This window comes from Xanthomonas hawaiiensis (assembly GCF_031834635.1).
Taxonomy (GTDB): domain Bacteria; phylum Pseudomonadota; class Gammaproteobacteria; order Xanthomonadales; family Xanthomonadaceae; genus Xanthomonas_A; species Xanthomonas_A sacchari.
In genome coordinates this window covers 3,193,877-3,210,422 of record NZ_CP115873.1, presented here as the reverse complement: position 1 = coordinate 3,210,422, position 16,546 = coordinate 3,193,877, and the positions used below count along the sequence as shown (strand labels likewise).

The 16,546-nt window shown below is 69.0% G+C and carries 7 protein-coding genes; 6 read left to right on the top strand and 1 reads right to left on the bottom strand.

The genetic code is table 11. From position 1 onward, the window contains the following. The first annotated feature begins 27 nt into the window (after positions 1-27). The 6 genes from PG878_RS13790 (at position 28) to PG878_RS13765 (ending at position 15,389) form a co-directional block, all read left to right on the top strand. Complete coding sequence (locus tag PG878_RS13790) at positions 28-4,341, top strand: Ig-like domain-containing protein (protein WP_425510512.1); 4,314 nt, start codon at positions 28-30, stop codon at positions 4,339-4,341. Beyond that, a complete protein-coding gene (locus tag PG878_RS13785; RefSeq protein WP_209031685.1) occupies positions 4,338-5,933 on the top strand; it encodes a family 43 glycosylhydrolase in 1,596 nt (531 codons plus the stop codon). The genes PG878_RS13790 and PG878_RS13785 overlap by 4 nt, the downstream gene beginning before the upstream one ends. Positions 5,934-6,357: 424 nt before the next feature. Beyond that, on the top strand, positions 6,358-8,166 hold the full coding sequence (locus tag PG878_RS13780) for an Svx/AvrXca family virulence/avirulence protein (RefSeq protein WP_209031809.1): 1,809 nt from the start codon (positions 6,358-6,360) through the stop codon (positions 8,164-8,166). Between the two features lie 384 nt (positions 8,167-8,550). Beyond that, a complete protein-coding gene (locus PG878_RS13775; protein WP_209031686.1) occupies positions 8,551-10,965 on the top strand; it encodes a glycoside hydrolase family 127 protein in 2,415 nt (804 codons plus the stop codon). 495 nt (positions 10,966-11,460) lie between these two features. After that, positions 11,461-14,337 (top strand): TonB-dependent receptor, encoded by a 2,877-nt coding sequence (locus PG878_RS13770; RefSeq protein WP_209031687.1) that lies wholly within the window; start codon positions 11,461-11,463, stop codon positions 14,335-14,337. Positions 14,338-14,339: 2 nt separating this feature from the next. After that, a complete protein-coding gene (locus PG878_RS13765; protein ID WP_311185973.1) occupies positions 14,340-15,389 on the top strand; it encodes a glycoside hydrolase family 43 protein in 1,050 nt (349 codons plus the stop codon). A gap of 43 nt (positions 15,390-15,432) precedes the next feature. On the opposite strand, the gene PG878_RS13760 is transcribed toward PG878_RS13765, so the two are convergent. Next, positions 15,433-16,455, bottom strand: a complete 1,023-nt coding sequence (locus tag PG878_RS13760; protein ID WP_209031688.1) for an Ldh family oxidoreductase — start codon at positions 16,453-16,455, stop codon at positions 15,433-15,435. Positions 16,456-16,546 lie beyond the last annotated feature (91 nt).

Genomic DNA, 16,546 nt, shown 5'->3' with positions numbered 1-16,546 from the left:
TCTGCACCCGGTGGCGCCGCATCGCGCATGCGGCGCGGCGCCGCCGTTGTCCTGGGGTGCCTGCTGTGCGTCGCTGCCGCGGTGGCGGCTGCGGCCAACGCGGGCGATCAGTTGGACCGCGACGGCGAAGGCCTGCAGCCCAGCAATGCCGCGATCGGCATGCCGCACTTCACCGGCGATGCGCACCCGCTGCCGGACAGCGGCGTGGCGTTCGCGCCGGGGCAGGGGCACGGCCAGTTGCAGCGGGTGTTCGCCGCCGACCTGGCGGCGGGTGCCGGCCGCGCGCCCGGCCGCGATTTCTGGATCGACCGCCTGCTGGCGCGGCAGGGCACCGGCGGCGGCTTCGGCGACAGCAACAACTGGCTCTTCACCCGCGGCCGCGCCGCCTACCTGTACACGCACAAGCCGGAGGAGCCTGGCTTCGTCGGCGACGTGGCCTATGTGCACAAGACCGGCCACGACGCGCTGTTCCGCCTGCAACTGGAGCGCGAGGGCGTGCCGATCGCCTTGGTCGAGGACAGCGCGCAGCGACGGCAGACGCCGAGCTACTTCAGCAGCGTGTACGCAGGCGGCGGCGTGCGCCTGCAACTGGTCAAGTTCATCAGCGAGCAGAACGTGGCGGTGGCCGAGTTCACCGTATCCAGCACCGACGGCGCGGCGCATGCGCTGACCGTGCGTGCGGTCTCGCCGATGGCCACGCATCCCGACGGTGCCGAACTGACCGGCGCCTTCGTCACCCACAACGCCATCACCACGCTGTTTCCACGGTTGTCCGGCGACGGCTTCGCGGTCGATGGCGCAAGCATCGCGCGGCCGCTGGCGGTGCCGGCACACGGCACCGCGCCGACGCTGAAGCTGCAACTGGGGCTGATCGCGCGCGAACTGCCCGCCTCGCTGCAGGAATACCGGCGCATCGCCGCGCAGCCGCCGCAGCAGGCCTGCCGCGACCACGTCGTCGCCTACAACCGCTGGTGGGCCGACAACCTGCCTTACCTGGACACGCCCGAGGACAATCTCGACAAGACCCTGTTCTACCGCTGGTGGCTGCTGCGCTTCAATTTCCTCGACGCGGCGGTGCCCGGCAACGACTACCAGTTCCCGGTGGCGATCGAAGGCGTGCTCGGCTACGACAACGCCATCGTGCTCACCACCGGCATGTTCATCGACGACCTCAAGTACCTGCGCGATCCGCTCTACGCCTACGGTTCCTGGCTCGGTGCCGGCGAGACCGCCGGCGGCGGCAAGTACGTGGACAATCCCGGCGCGCCGGAGAACTGGTCCAATTCCTACGCCCAGTACCTCAGTGCCGCCGCCTGGCGCGCCTACCAGGTGCACGGCGGCCCGCCGGCGATCGCCGGGCAACTGGCGCGCTACGCCAGCGACGACGTGGACGCGCTGCTGCGCGCCTACGACCGCAACGGCAACGGCCTGATCGAATACGACTGGGCGGCGATGACCGGCAACGACGCCGATGCGGTGTCCTTCGACTGGGCCAAGCGGCATGGCGCGCCGCGCATGGACCGCAGCGAGAGCGCCTACGTCTACGCCAATGCGCTGGCCGCCGCGCAGGCTGCGCAGCTGGCCGGCGACGCTGCCACCGCGATGCGCATGCAGGCGCTGGCGGCAAAGATCCGCCGCGCCGTGCTGGAGGTGCTGTGGCAGGACCACAGCGCGCAGGCCGACGGCATGGGCCTGCATGGCGACCTGCTCAAGCAGCGCCAGGCCGATGGGCCGCGGCTGCCGGTGGACTGGAAGGAAACCAACAACTACTACCCCTTCAGCGTCGGCCTGATGCCCAGGCACGGCGACGCCGACGACGATCCCAAGTACGTGCGTGCGTTGCGGCTGTTCGCCGACACCCGGCAGTTCCCGCTGTTCCCGTTCTACACCGCCAACCAGGCCGATCAACAGGCGCGCGGCGAAGGCGGCAGCAACAATTTCTCGGTGATCAATTCCACCGTGGCGTTCCGCCTGCTCGGCAGCGTGTTGCGCGATTACCCCAGCCGGTACCTGGACGCATCCAGCTACCGCAAGCTGCTGTACTGGAACGCGTGGGCGCACTACATCGACGGCGACAACCGCTACCCGGACCAGAACGAATTCTGGGCGCAGGGCAGCGCCGCCGATGGCGGCCGCATCGGCTATCGCTCGTGGATCCACCACACCCAGCTCGGCGCCACCAACTTCACCGTGATCGAGGATGCGATGGGCCTGCGCCCGCGCAGCGATGCCCTGCTCGAGCTGTATCCGATCGACATCGGCTGGGACCATTTCGCCGCCGACCGCCTGCGCTACCGCGATCGCGACCTGAGCATCGTCTGGGATCGCGACGGCCGCCACTACGGCGGAGCCGCGCCGAAGGGCTATTCGCTGTACCTGGACGGCCACCTGGCCTTCACCGTCGATCGCCTGGCGCACGTGCTGTACGACCCGGCCAGCGGCCGCGTGCAGGCCTTGCCGGACGCGGTCAATGCCGGTGCCGCGCAGATACAGGTGCTGGCCGCGCATCGGCTGGCGCTGCAGGCGCCGCAGCAGGTGCGGTTTCCTGCCGCGGCGCGGATCGGTGCGGTGCTGGCCGAGGCCGGACTGGACACCGCGTTGCCCCCGACCGCGCGCAACCTGGCGCAGGGCGCGACGGTCAGCGCCAGCTATGCGGTCGACGGATTCCCGGCCACCGCCGCGGTCGACGGCAGCACCGCCAACGAACCGTTCTGGGGCACCGCCGGTTCGCCTGCCGCCAGCGACTGGCTGGAGCTGGATCTGCAGCGCCCGCAGACCCTGGACGACGTGCGCGTGTACTTCTATCGCAGTTCGTCGCCCGCGGGCGAACAGCACGGTTTCCCGTCGGGGACGCGCGCCGGCTACGCGCCGCCTTGGCTGTACGTGCTGCAGTATCTCGATGGCAGCGTGTGGAAGACCGTGCCGGGCCAGGTGCGCGATGCGCCGATCGCGCAGGGCAACCGCAACCGCATCCGCTTCCCGCCGCTGCGGGCACAGCGCTGGCGGTTGCAGGTGACGCATGCCGGCGCGCTGCGCACCGGCATCAAGGAGATCCAGGCCTATTTCAGCGGCGCCCCGGCGCCGGCGGCGCACGGCAACCAGGCGCCGCAGGTCGAGGCCTGGCAGGAAGACGGCAGCAATGCCGGCGGCGTGGTGCGCCTGGTCGGGCGGGTCGGCGACGACGCGCTGCCGAACGGCACGCTGTCCCTGCACTGGCGCATGTTGCAGGGCCCGGCTGGCGGCGCGGCGTTGTTCGAGCAGCCGCAGGCGGCTACGACCGAGGTGCGCTTCACTGCGCCCGGCGCCTACACCCTGCAGTTGCAGGCCGACGATGGCGCGCTGCAGGGGCACGCCGAGGTCGCAGTGATCGCCACGCCGACGCCGGCCGGGCAGACGCTGCAGGTGCAGGGCGAGGCCACGCCGAGCGCGCAGTTCACCGCCGGTCACCATCGCCTGCAGGCGCTCAACGATGGGCTGCTGCCGGCGCCGGACCAGGTGCCGGCCGCCGACCGCCGCTGGGGCAGTTGGGGACGCGCGCAGCCTGCCTCGGTGTGGGTGCAGTACCAGTGGCCGCAACCGCAACGGCTGACCGCCGCGGCGCTGTATTTCTGGGACGACCAGCCGCAGGGCGGGGTCGCGCTACCCCGCGCGTGGACGCTGCAATATCGCGACGGCACGCAATGGCGCGACATCGCCGTGCGTGGCGGCTATCCGGTGCAGGGCGATGGCGCGCCGAGCCGGGTGGCGTTCGCGCCGGTGGTCACCACCGCCTTGCGCGCGGTGCTGCAGACCGCGGCGCAGGGCGAGGGCCATTACGCGGTCGGCCTCGACGAATGGCAGGTGTTCGCCGAGCGCGCAGTGGCGACCGAAGCGGTGGACGTGCGTATCGCACCGGGGCAGGCGCCGACGTTGCCGGCACGCATCGCCGGCACCTTCGCCGACGGCAGTTGGGCCTGGCTGGGCGTGCGCTGGTCGCAGGTCGATGCGGGTGCGCTGACCGGCGAGGGCCGCGTACAGGTGCAGGGCCTGGCCGACGGCGGCGTGCCGGTGACTGCCAGCATCTGGGTCCGCGCGACCGCGCCGGGCCAGCTCACCACGGTGCAGGCGCCGCCGCCGCTGCACGTGCCTGCGGGGCAGGTGCCGGCGCTGCCGGAACTTGTCTCCGTGCAGTACAACGACGGCTCGCGCGAGCGCGTGCCGGTACGTTGGGCGCCGCTGGCGCCGGCCGCCTATGCCAGGCCCGGTCGCGTGAGCGTGGTCGGGCAGGTGCAGGGGCGCGAAGGCAGCGGCGAACTGCCGGTGCGGCTGGAGCTGGTGATCGAGGCGGAGGCAGCGCCATGAGCCGCCAGCCGTTGTGCAGAGCCGCTGTGTATGTGTTGCTGGCGTGCGTCGCCTGCATCGGCCTGGTCGCGGCTGCCGCACCGGCAGTGCCGTGGTCGCGGCAGGTGCAGGCGCCGGGCAATCCGATCCTGGCCGATGGCCGCGACTATGCGGCCGACCCGGCACCGTTGGTTGCCGACGGCAAGCTCTACATCATCGCCGGCCGCGACGAAGCGCCGCCGGAGCTCAACGACTTCGTCATGGACCGCTGGCAACTGCTGGTCACCGACGACGTCGGCAGCGGTCACTGGACTTACTACCCGGCACTGTTGCGTCCGCAGCAGGTGTTCGCCTGGGCCGCGCCGGGGCACGCCTACGGCGCGCAGATCGTGCAGGGACCGGACCGGCGCTACTACCTGTATGCGCCGGTGCAGGAAGCGCACTCGCGCAATGCCGATCCGTTCGCGATCGGCGTGGCGGTGGCCGACAGCCCAGTGGGCCCGTGGCGCGACGCGCATCCGCAGGGACCGATCCTGTCGCAATCGCTGCCGGCGCCCAACGCCATCCAGAACATCGACCCGACCGTGCTGGTCGACGACGACGGCCGCGTGTACCTGTACTGGGGCACCTTCGGCAAGCTGTTCGGCATCGAACTGGAACGCGACATGGTCACGCCGAAGGGGCAGCCGGTGGCGGTGACCACGCTGGACGGCTACTTCGAGGCGCCGTGGCTGTTCAAGCGCAACGGCACCTACTACATGGCCTACGCCGGCAATCATGCGGGGCCGGATTCGGCGTGTACGCCCACGCTGTACCACGCGTGCATCGCCTACGGCAGCGCACCGTCGCCGCTGGGTCCCTGGACCTATCGTGGCGTGATCCTGCCGCCGGTGTCCTCGACCACCTCGCACTCGGGCATCGTGCAATTCAAGGGACAGTGGTACCTGGTCTACCACACCGCCGACGCCAAGGGCGGCGGACATTTCCGCCGCAGCGTGGCGATCGACCGATTGCAGTGGGACGACACCCGGCAGCCGGCGCGGATCCTGCCGGTGGTGGCCACGCGACGGCCGCAACCGCCGTTGCCGCCGCAGCGCAACCTCGCCCGCTATGCGCAGGCCAGCGCGTCCAACGGCCCGGACATCCCGCACCAGTACTGGATCGCCGCGCTCAACGATGGCCGGGTCAAGCGCAACCCCTTGCCGCCGCAGCTATGGGGCAGTTGGACACCGCACAACCCACCGCAGCAATGGCTGCAGTACAGCTGGGCGCAAGCGGTGACGTTGCAGGCGAGCCGCATCCTGTTCTGGGCCGATCATCCGCCGGGCGCGGACGGCGGCGTGGCGCCGCCGGCGCGCTGGCGTCTGGAGTACCGTCGCGACGGCCGCTGGTGGCCGCTGGCAGAGGTGGCGCGCGCACCCGTTGCCGGCCGGTGGCAGACGCTGCGCTTCGCGCCGGTGACCACGCGCTGCGTGCGCGCCGTGCTGGACGCCGCCGGCGGCGGCGAGCGCTACGCCGCGCTGGCGGTGCAGGAGTGGGAGATGCTGGCGCCGCAGGCGCAGCGCCTGCCGCAGGCCACCGCAGAGGATGCGCAGCGCTGCGACGCGCCTTGAGGCGAGGCGGGGATGCCGATCGCGCCAACGTCGCCGACCTTCGCGTACGTTCCAATGGCGAGTCCGCCGCAGACGTCGGCAGCAGTTGCCGGCCGCATCATGTTCCTGTCGTGATGCCAGTTTGATTTTCGGAATGTGTGCGGAATTAGCCCGATTCCGTGGAGATAACCGTAAGGTGGATTGCGTTTCGCTGCATTAGTCTGCCCACGGGCTAGTGATGCGCGAGTGGCTGATGCCGCCTGTTGCCGGCGTTCCGGCGGCCGCGTCCTTGCACCGGCATGCCATCGGGGTGATGGCGGATTCCATCACCGCAGGCTATTGCAGCGCATCGCGTCGCCCGCCCGATCCATCCAATGTCATCGAACAAGAGGAGTGTGGAGCCGTGAAAATTGCTGCTTCTCGATTCGTGCGTCTGCTGTCCACGGTGTGCCTGTCGGCCGTCCTGGCCCTGGCAGCGCAGCATGCGCATGCGGCGGCCGCGGCCGTCTGCACCGCCGGTCAATGGATCGCCAATCCCGACGACACCGACATGCCGACCGTCCGCTACGAAACCCAGCACTTCGCTTTCCGCTGGAAGGACGGACAAGCCGTTTCGCAGGACGACGTGACCTCCGCAGCCAAGGAGCTGGAACGGATCTGGGATGACTACATGGGGCGCGTCGGGTTTCCCGAGCCTTACTGCAACACGGCGAAAAAGTACAAGGTCAGCGTCTATCTGGACGACAGCTTCGGCCTCAACGGCGGTACCTCCGCCAGTGGCGGCATGGGCATGTGGATCAATCCGGACCAGTTGGGATACCACTGGGGCCTGGCGCATGAATTGACCCACGGCTTGCAGGGCAGTACCGGCGGCTTGCGCGATTCGCCGTACGTCGGCTGGATCTGGGAATCGCATGCCAACTGGATGGCGCATCAGTATTTCCACGACGACGTGCAGTGCTCGGAGATGTTGGTGAACTACCCGCATCTCTATCTCGGCTCGACCCGCGACCGCTACTGCAACTGGCAGTTCATGGAGTACCTCAAGGATCGCTTCGGTTACGCGATCATCAACGATCTGTGGGCCAAGGCGCCCAAGCCCGGCGATTCCCGCCAGGCCGATGCCGATCCGTTCTCGATCATCCGCGACAACATGGGTTGGAGCCAGGCGCAGCTCAACGACGTGTTCGGCGACTGGGCCATGCATAACGTGCACTGGGACTACACCGACCCGGACGGTCGCGACCACGGCGCGGTGATGCGCCGGCAGTACGGCAGCAATACCGCGTTCGATCCGGAAAACCCGGCCGATGAGACCAATCGCGATCGCGCACTGCGCCTGACCCAGCTGGATCCGGTGCAGGGCCAGAAGGGCAGCTATGCAGTGCCATTCGACTGGGCGCCGCAGCGTTGGGGCTACAACCTGGTCCGGCTGGTTCCCGCCGAGGGTGCGAACGCAGTCGTGGTGAAGTTCCATGGCAACGTACAGCAGAAGTCGGCGGTCGACACGTTGCCGGGTCTGGCGAACGATCCCGATCGCATCGGCACGCCGGATTCGGATTGGCGCTGGGGCGTGGTCGCGATCGATGCGAACGGCAAGCCGCGCTACAGCGCACTGCAGAAAGGCGCCGATGCCTCGCTCTCGTTCCCGCGCCGCAGCGGTGACAGCGACCTGTATCTGGTGGTGATGGGGACGCCGAGCAAGATGCAGAAGATCAAGTGGGATCAGTCCTACTATTCGGTCTACCGCTACCCGTGGAGCGTCACGTTGGAGAACGCGTATCCGTCGGGTCAGCAGCCCGGTGCGCCGACGCCGACGCGCGTCGGCAGCCGTCACCCCAACGGCGGTGGTTGGGTCGCCCAGAACGCGTCTGTCGCGTCGACCGCCTATGTCGGCCCGCATGCGCGGGTGCTGGGGGGCAAGGTGCTGGGCGATGCTCGCATCGAGGATCATGCGACCATCCTGGGCGGGCAGGTGCAGGACGCTGCCGTGGTCGGCGGGTTGAGCCTGCTGCAGGACGGGGTGACGGTGAAGGATCGTGCCCGGTTGCACACGGTGTTCAAGCTGGCGGGGGCGTTCGGCGGGTTCACGCTGTCCGGCTCCGCGCAGTTGCGTGGCGACGTCGAGCAGCGCGGCGCTTCGGCCAGCAAGGGCGTGTTCTACGGCTACGTCGATGCAGAGACCGTGCCCAATCCAGACTACGGCGCCGACCTGACCGATGCGGTGCCCGAGGTCACGGCGAAGCCGCAATGATCGACCGGCAATGACTGCCAGGCGGTGTCGCGGCGGATGCACGCTGCATTCGCTGCGACGCTGCCGCGATTTGCCGATGCCGACATGACGCGGCGCATCGTGCAGGCGGCGCATGAGCCGCAGGGCAGAGGCGTGTTGGCCGCGTTCGCCGGCGCTGTCCGCAGGTCCGGGGCGCCTGCGGCAGGTCGATGCGGCGATTCGGCAGAAATCCGCACCTGCACGCAACAGTGGGGACAAGACGCGCTGTCACCCGGATGACACAGTGACCCTGGATCCGCACGGTCATCGCCCTGCGGAGTCGGCGTCCCGACATCTCACATAGGAGCAGTCCATGCCTCGATGCGTTTCTTTCCCGCATGCCGCCTCGCACGCGGGAGGCCGGCGATGAGCGGGCAGGGCATGCATCGGCATGGCGCCGCCTGCGCGCACGCATCTTGCGATGCGGCCGGCGCCGCGCTGGATCCTTCGCGGCGCCGCTTCCTGCAATGGAGCGCGCTGGCGGTAGCCGCCGGGTTGCTGCGGTTCCCGCTGGACGCCGCCGCGTCCACGCCCGGGCGGGTGCAGGCGCTGCCCTTGCAGCAGGTCACGCTGAAGCCGTCGCTGTTCCTGGACTCGCTGCAGACCAACCGCCGTTACCTGCTGGAACTGGAGCCGGACCGCCTGCTGCACAACTTCCTGCAGTACGCCGGCCTGCCGCCGAAGGGCGCGGTGTACGGCGGCTGGGAGGGCGACACCATCGCCGGCCATACACTGGGCCACTACCTCAGCGCACTGGCGAAGATGCAGGCGCAGACCCGCGACCCGGTGCTGCGCGAACGCATCGACTACATCGTCGCCGAGCTGGCGCATGCGCAGGCGCAGGATCCCGACGGCTACGTCGGAGGCTTCACCCGCAAGAACGACAAGGGCGAGATCGAGGGCGGCAAGGCCGTGCTGGAGGACGTGCGCCGCGGCATCATCAAGGGCAGCAAGTTCAATCTCAACGGTAGCTGGTCGCCGCTGTACACCCAGCACAAGCTGTTCGCCGGCCTGCTCGATGCGCATGCCCTGGCCGGCAGCGCGCAGGCATTGGCGGTTCTGCTGCCGCTGGCCAGCTACACCGCCGGCGTGTTCGACGCGCTCGACCACGCGCAGATGCAGACTCTGCTGGATACCGAGTTCGGCGGGCTCAACGAGTCCTATATCGAACTGGGCGCGCGCACCGGCGATGCGCGCTGGGTCGCCATCGGCAAGCGCCTGCGTCACGAGAAGGTGATCGACCCCGCCGCGGCCGGGCGCGACGAACTGCCGCACATCCATGCCAACACCCAGGTGCCCAAGTTCATCGGCGAGGCGCGCCAGTTCGAGGTCGCCGGCGATGCCGATGCGGCCGCGGCGGCGCGCTTCTTCTGGGAGACGGTGACCACGCACTACAGCTATGTGATCGGTGGCAATGCCGACCGCGAGTACTTCCAGGAGCCGGACACCATCGCCGCGTTCCTGACCGAGCAGACCTGCGAGCATTGCAACAGCTACAACATGCTCAAGCTGACCCGGCACCTGTACCAGTGGACGCCGCAGGCGCGCTACTTCGATTACTACGAGCGCACGCTGCACAACCACACCATGGCCGCGCAGCATCCGGCCACCGGCATGTTCACCTACATGACGCCGATGATCAGCGGCGGCGAGCGTGGTTTCTCCGACAAGTTCGATTCGTTCTGGTGCTGCGTCGGCAGCGGCATGGAAGCGCATGCGCAGTTCGGCGATGCGATCTACTGGCAGGACGCCACCTCGCTGTACGTGAATCTCTACATCCCCTCGCGGCTGGATTGGACCGAGCGCGACCTGGCGCTGGAACTGGACAGCGGCGTGCCCGACAACGGCAAGGTGCGCCTGCAGGTGCTGCGCGCGGGGGAACGCGCGCCGCGGCGCCTGCTGCTGCGGGTGCCGGGCTGGTGCCAGGGCCGCTACGCGCTGCGTGTGAACGGTACCCCCGCACGCGCGGCGCTGGCCGACGGTTACCTGACGCTGGAGCGCGACTGGCGCGCCGGCGACGTCATTGACCTGGACCTGGCCACGCCGCTGCGGCTGGAACACGCCGCCGGCGATGCGGATACGGTGGTGGTGATGCGCGGGCCGCTGGCGCTGGCCGCCGACCTGGGGCCGGTCGGCACGCCCTACGACGCGCCGGACCCGGCGCTGGTCGCCGCGGCCGATCCGCTGCGCGGCTTCGCCGAACTGCCGCAGCCCGGTCATTTCCTGGCCAGCAGCACGCAGCCGCCGGGCCTGACGTTCGTGCCGTTCTACGCGCAGTACGAGCGCCGCAGCGCCCTGTATTTCAAGCGCATGGATCCGTCGCAGTGGACGCAGGAAGCACAGCGGCGGGCGCGCCGCCAGGCCGAGCAGGACAAGCTGCGTGCGATCGCGGTGGACATGATCCAGTTCGGCGACGAGGCCTCCGAGCAGGCGCACCAGTTGCGCAGCGACACCTCCTTCGGCGGCGCCTACCGCCGCCAGCAGTGCCGCGACGTGCGCGGCAAGGGCTTCGTCGAATTCCGCATGCGCGGCAGCGCACAGCCGCTGGCGCTGCGGCTGCGCTTCTGGGGCAGCGACAAGGGCCGCTTCAACATCCTGGTCAACGGCAAGCTGGCGGTGGAAGTGGCGGTGGAGCGTGGCCAGGTGATCGATTTCGTCGACCGCGACTACCCGCTGCCACCAGCGCTGACCCGCGATGCGCAGCCGCTGACCATGCGCATCGAGCCGCAGCACGGCGACACCGCCGGCCCGCTGTTCGGCGGCTGGCTGATCCCGGCGTGACGGCAACCAGCGGCATCGCTGTGCGCAGCCGATGGCAGTGTGTGCCTGCCGTGTCGGTGTCTGCGCGACACGACGCCATGCCTCGCCACGTTCGCCGCATGCGGGCGCGCAGCCCCGCACGACCATGCATGATTCCGCATGCGAAATCGCGAATCGCGACAAGACGCGGGCATGCGCACACGGCACAGTGTGACCGCGTGATGAAAATCTGATCGCATCGTGGTACCGGCCGTGGCGCCGGCGCGCGCCACCGGAGCGCCGCCATCGTCGTCGGACGTCATCGCAGGAGCGGGGAGCCGCGCACCGGCCGTGCGCGCAGGAGATCGGCCTCCCCGTTGTGCGCCAGGCCGTCATGGTCCGGTGCAGGCACGCCACCCAGGCGCCGCACAGGCGCCACCGTCCAGCAGGTCCGTCCGTCGGCATGGCGCCGGCATGGCGTCGTTCGGCCTGCGTTTTTTCGCTGTTTCGTCTCGCCACCCTCCAGGAGCCCGCCCCATGTCGTTTCCGCAGCCACGCCCTTCCTTCCGCCATGCCGCGACGCCGCTGGCGCTGGCAGTCGCCACCGCCCTGTCGCTGGGTAGCGCAGGGGCAGCGCAGGCGCAGGAGGCGAGCGCCGACAGCGCCACCCAGACCCTGGACAGCATCGTGGTCACCGGCTCGCGCCTGCGCCGCGTCGACACCGAGACCGCCAACCCGGTGGTGACCATCAGCCGCGCGCAGATCGAAGCCACCGGCAAGGCCACGCTCGGCGACCTGGTGCAGGAACTGCCGTCGATCGCCGGCAACGCCACCAATCCCAACACCAACAACGGCGGCGGCACCGGCGCCTCGGTGATCTCGCTGCGCGGCCTCGGCGAGAAGCGCACCCTGGTCCTGGTCAACGGTACGCGCCTGGCCAGCAACGACGTCAATGCGATCCCGGCGACCATGATCGAGCGGGTGGAAGTGCTCAGCGACGGCGCCTCGGCGGTGTACGGCTCGGATGCCATCGGCGGCGTGGTCAACTTCATCCTGCGCAAGGGCTTCGACGGCGTCGAGGCCAGCGCCGACTTCGGCACCAGTTCGCGCAGCGACGGCAACCGCCGCAACTTCTCGCTGACCGCCGGCAAGACCGGCGAGCGCGGCAGCATCGTCGCCGGCCTGTCCTACCACGACATCGATCCGGTCTCGGCCGGCGCGCGCGCGTATTCCAAGGATGCGCTGTCGCTGATCGACGGGGTCGGGGTGAAGCAGGGCTCCTCGGCCACGCCGACCGGCAGCATCAGCTTCAACGACGGCTCGGCCGCGGCCAAGGCGCTGGCGGCCAGCAACGGCTGTTCGCGGGTCACCTTCAACGGCGGCAGCAGCAGCCCGACCAACGCCAGCCAGTACCACTGCTACGTCGCCTCGACCGATTCCTACAACTACCAGCCGTACAACCTGCTGCAGACCCCGCAGGAACGCACCAACGCCTTCGTGCTCGGCAGCTACCGCTTCAGCGACCACCTGGAAGGCTACGTCAACACCTATTTCAGCAAGACCACCTCGTCCTCGATCATCGCGCCGATCCCGATCTTCGCCAATGGCGACAACTTCCTGGTCTCCTCCGCCAGCTACTACAACCCGTTCGGGGTCAACTTCGGCACCGACCGCAGCACCGGCACCTCGTACAACAACTTCAACACCCGCGCCACGGTGCTGGGCAACCGCCGCTACCAGTACGACACCTACAATTTCCAGATCAATCCCGGCCTGCGCGGCAGCGTCGGCGACAGTTCCTGGCAGTGGGATGCCAGCCTCAACTACGGCAAGGTCAAGCAGAAGTCGATCAACTACGGCTTCCTCGACTACGCCGGCTTCGATGCCGCGGTGGGGCCGTCGTTCCTCGCCGCCGACGGCACGGTCAAGTGCGGCAGCGCCGGCGCGGTGATCGCCGGCTGCACCCCGATCGACGTGTTCAACCTCAATGCCGCCAGCAACAAGGCCGCGCTGGAAGCGCTGGTGGTCAACCCGATCGTCACCAACGTCTACACGGTCAAGCAGTTCGAGGCCAACGCCAACGGCGAGCTGTTCGCGCTGCCCGCCGGCACCGCGAGCCTGGCCGTCGGTGTCTCCTATCGCAAGGAAAGCACCAGCACCGCCGCCGACCCGCTGTGGACCGGCGACGAGAACGGCATGTGCGGCGTGATCGAATACTGCGCTTCCGTGCTCGGCGGCAGCTTCAGCGTCAAGGAAGCCTATGCCGAAGCGCTGTTCCCGCTGCTGGCCGGGCTGCCCGGCGTGCATTCGCTGAACCTGACCGTGGGCAGCCGCTTCTCCGACTACGACACCGTCGGCAGCAAGACCAACAGCAAGGTCTCGCTGGAGTACCGCCCGATCGAGAACCTGTTGCTGCGCGGCACCGCCTCGCAGGTGTTCCGCGCGCCCAACATCGGCGAGCTGTATGCCGGCGTGGCCGGCGACTCACCGTCGGTCACCGATCCGTGCAACGGCTACACCGGCGGCCATGCCGCGGCCTGCGCCAACGTGCCCACCGACGGCAGCTACCAGCAGGCCGACAACCAGGTCGGCGCCAAGGCCTCCGGCGCCGCGGTGGCCGGCTACCAGCTCAAGCCGGAGACCGGCATGTCCTACGACTTCGGCGTGGTCTACGATCCGGGTTGGGTCGAGGGCCTGTCGATGAGCGCGGACCTGTGGAAGATCAACCTCAAGGACACCATTACCCAGGTCTCGGCGCAGACCGTGCTCAACCAGTGCTATGCCAACGACGCCAGCGCGTTCTGCGCGCTGATCCACCGCAACGACAACGGCACCATCAACTACATCGCCGAGCCGACCGTGAACCTCGGCAAGCTGTGGGCCAGCGGCGCGGATTTCAGCCTCACCTATCGCCTGCCGAACACCGCCTGGGGCAACTTCAGCGCCGGCCTCAACGGCACCTACGTGATCCGCTACGACATCAACCCCGACACCACCGACGCCAGCACCGTCACCATCCACAACGCCGGCAAGTACACCTACGCCTACGGCAACTTCCCGCGCTGGCGCGCGCTGGGGACCTTGAACTGGAACCTCGGCGACTGGAGCGCGTCGTGGCGCGTCCGCTACATCGGCCGCACCGAGATCGGCAGCGCCGATACCCGCCAGAGCCTGTCGGCCGATGCCGACCAGCCCGCCGTGGTTCGCGACATCGGCGCCTACGTCTACCACAGCGTGCAGGTGGGCTATCAGGTCAAGCCCTGGAACACCCGCTTCGAAGTGGGCGTGGACAACCTGGCCGACCGGCAGCCGCCGCTGTACTACGCCAACAACGTCGTCAACGCCAACACCGACGTGGCCACCTACGATCTGCTCGGCCGCTACTACTGGGCGCGGGCGACGGTGAAGTTCTAAGCGTGCCTTCGGGCAGTCCGACCCGGGACGTTGCAGCACCCGTCGCAGGTGGGCGTCTGCGCAAGCGCATCGTGATGTGGGGCTGCGCGCTGCTGCTGGCGGCCCCATGCATGGCGGCTGCCGGTGCCGGGCAGATTCGTCCCGGGGCACTATGGAACGATCGCCAGGGCGTTGCCATCAACGCCCACGGCGCCGGCTTGCTGCGCGACCGCGACGGCACCTACTACTGGTTCGGCGAATACAAGACGGCGGGCACGGGCGGCAATACTGCCCAGGTGGGCGTGGCGGTCTATCGGTCGCGCGACCTGTTGCATTGGGACAACCGCGGCATCGCGCTGCAGGTGGATGATGACCGGCAGTCCGATATCGCCAAGGGGGCCGTGATCGAGCGGCCGAAGGTGCTGTACAACGCAGGCACTGGCCGCTACGTGATGTGGTTCCACCTGGAGCGGCCAGGGCAGGGCTACAAGGATGCAAGGGTCGGGGTTGCGATGGCCGAGCGGGTGGACGGGCCGTACCGCTACCTGCGTTCGTTCCGGCCCAATGGCCAGGAGTCCCGCGACATGACCCTGTTCCAGGACGCTGACGGCAGCGCTTACCTGTTCTACAGCTCCGAAGGCAACGCGACGATGCATGTCGCCCGCTTGCGTCCGGATTACCTGGACACCGAGCCGACTTTCGCGCGCATTTTCGTCGAGCGCTGGCTGGAGGCGCCGGCGGTGTTCAAGCATGCAGGGCGCTACTATTTCCTCGGTTCCGAATGCACCGGCTGGAAGCCCAATACGGCGCATGGCGCCACCGCGCCGTCACCGACCGGACCGTGGACCGAGTTCGGCAATCCGGCCCGTGGCGAGGACGCGGCGCTGACATTCCACAGCCAGAGCGCCTATGTGCTGCCATGGCCCGGAAGGCCAGGACAGTTCATCTACCTCGGCGACCGCTGGAATCCCGGCAATCCCATCGATGGGCGCTATGTCTGGTTGCCGTTGACGCTGGATGGGCAGGGCTTCCGGATCGATTGGCGCGATGCCTGGACGCCTGCGCGGCACTGAGCGCAAGCGATGTCTGGCGCGCCCACGCCATGGCCGCGCCGGTTTACTCCAGCAACGTCAGTAGGTCCCGATGCAGATCGCGCGGAATCCGCACGCCCTCGTGGAGGCTGCGCGCTCGCGCCTGATAGCGGCGTTGCGAGGGCAGCCGCGCACCGGTGTCCTGGTAGGCGGCGAAGAACGCCTCGGCGCGTGCCATGTGCGTGATCCACTCAGCGCCCAGGAACCGCGCCGGATCCAGCGCCAGAATCAGTTCGCCGTGGTAGGGCGCCGCGCCGGCCCCGGCGTCGTGGGCCAGCGATTCGGCACTGGTGAGGTCACCGATCAACGGCCCGGCGATCAGTTCGATCATCGCGGATAGCGCCGAGCCCTTGTGCCCGCCGAAGGTCAACATCGCGCCGCCGTCGGCGACCGCGGCCGGATCGGTGGTCGGCGCGCCTGCCGCGTCCACCCCCCAGCCTTCGGGAATCGGCTGGCCGGCACGGCGACGCAGCTCGATCTCGCCGCGCGCCACCGCGCTGGTGGCGAAATCGAACACGAACGGCGGCGCATCCACGCGCGGCCAGCCGAACGCCAGCGGGTTGGTGCCCAGCAGCGGCGTGCGCCCGCCGGCCGGCGTGACCCAGGCATGGCTGGGGTTGCAGATCAGCGCGACCAGCCCGGCCTCGGTGATGCGTTCGACTTCCGGCCACAGTGCAGAGAAATGCACGCAATGGTTGATCGCCAGCGCCGCCAGGCCATTGGCACGGGTCTTCTCGATCAACAGCGGCAGCCCGCGCTCGAACGCCAGCAGCGAGAACCCGCCGCGTGCATCGACCCGCACGATGCCGGGCGCATGGTCGTGCACGACTGGCTCGGCATCGCCCACCACCTTGCCGTTGCGCAGCGTCGCAACGCAGCCGAGCGTCCGGTACAGCCCGTGCGAGGCGCAGCCGTCGCGTTCGCCGGCGACGATGGTGTGGGTGAGCGCCTGCACGTGCGCCGGGCTGAAGCCGGCGTGGGAAAGGATGCGGTCGACCAGGGTGGTGGCCTGGTCCAGGGACAGTGTGATGGTGTCGCTGGCAGTCATTGGGCGGGGCGGTGGGCGAGGGGACAAGCAGGCATCTTCGCCCGCACCGCACGTTCGGAAAACCCCCGTGGTGCCCGATCACGGCGATCGC

What these genes read in the sequence shown, in the direction of transcription:
- PG878_RS13790 (WP_425510512.1), top strand. Translation starts at nt 28, where the DNA reads ATGCGGCGCGGCGCCGCCGTTGTCCTGGGGTGCCTGCTGTGCGTCGCT.
- PG878_RS13785 (WP_209031685.1), top strand. Translation starts at nt 4,338, where the DNA reads ATGAGCCGCCAGCCGTTGTGCAGAGCCGCTGTGTATGTGTTGCTGGCG.
- PG878_RS13770 (WP_209031687.1), top strand. Translation starts at nt 11,461, where the DNA reads ATGTCGTTTCCGCAGCCACGCCCTTCCTTCCGCCATGCCGCGACGCCG.
- PG878_RS13775 (WP_209031686.1), top strand. Translation starts at nt 8,551, where the DNA reads ATGAGCGGGCAGGGCATGCATCGGCATGGCGCCGCCTGCGCGCACGCA.
- PG878_RS13760 (WP_209031688.1), bottom strand. Translation starts at nt 16,455, where the DNA reads ATGACTGCCAGCGACACCATCACACTGTCCCTGGACCAGGCCACCACC.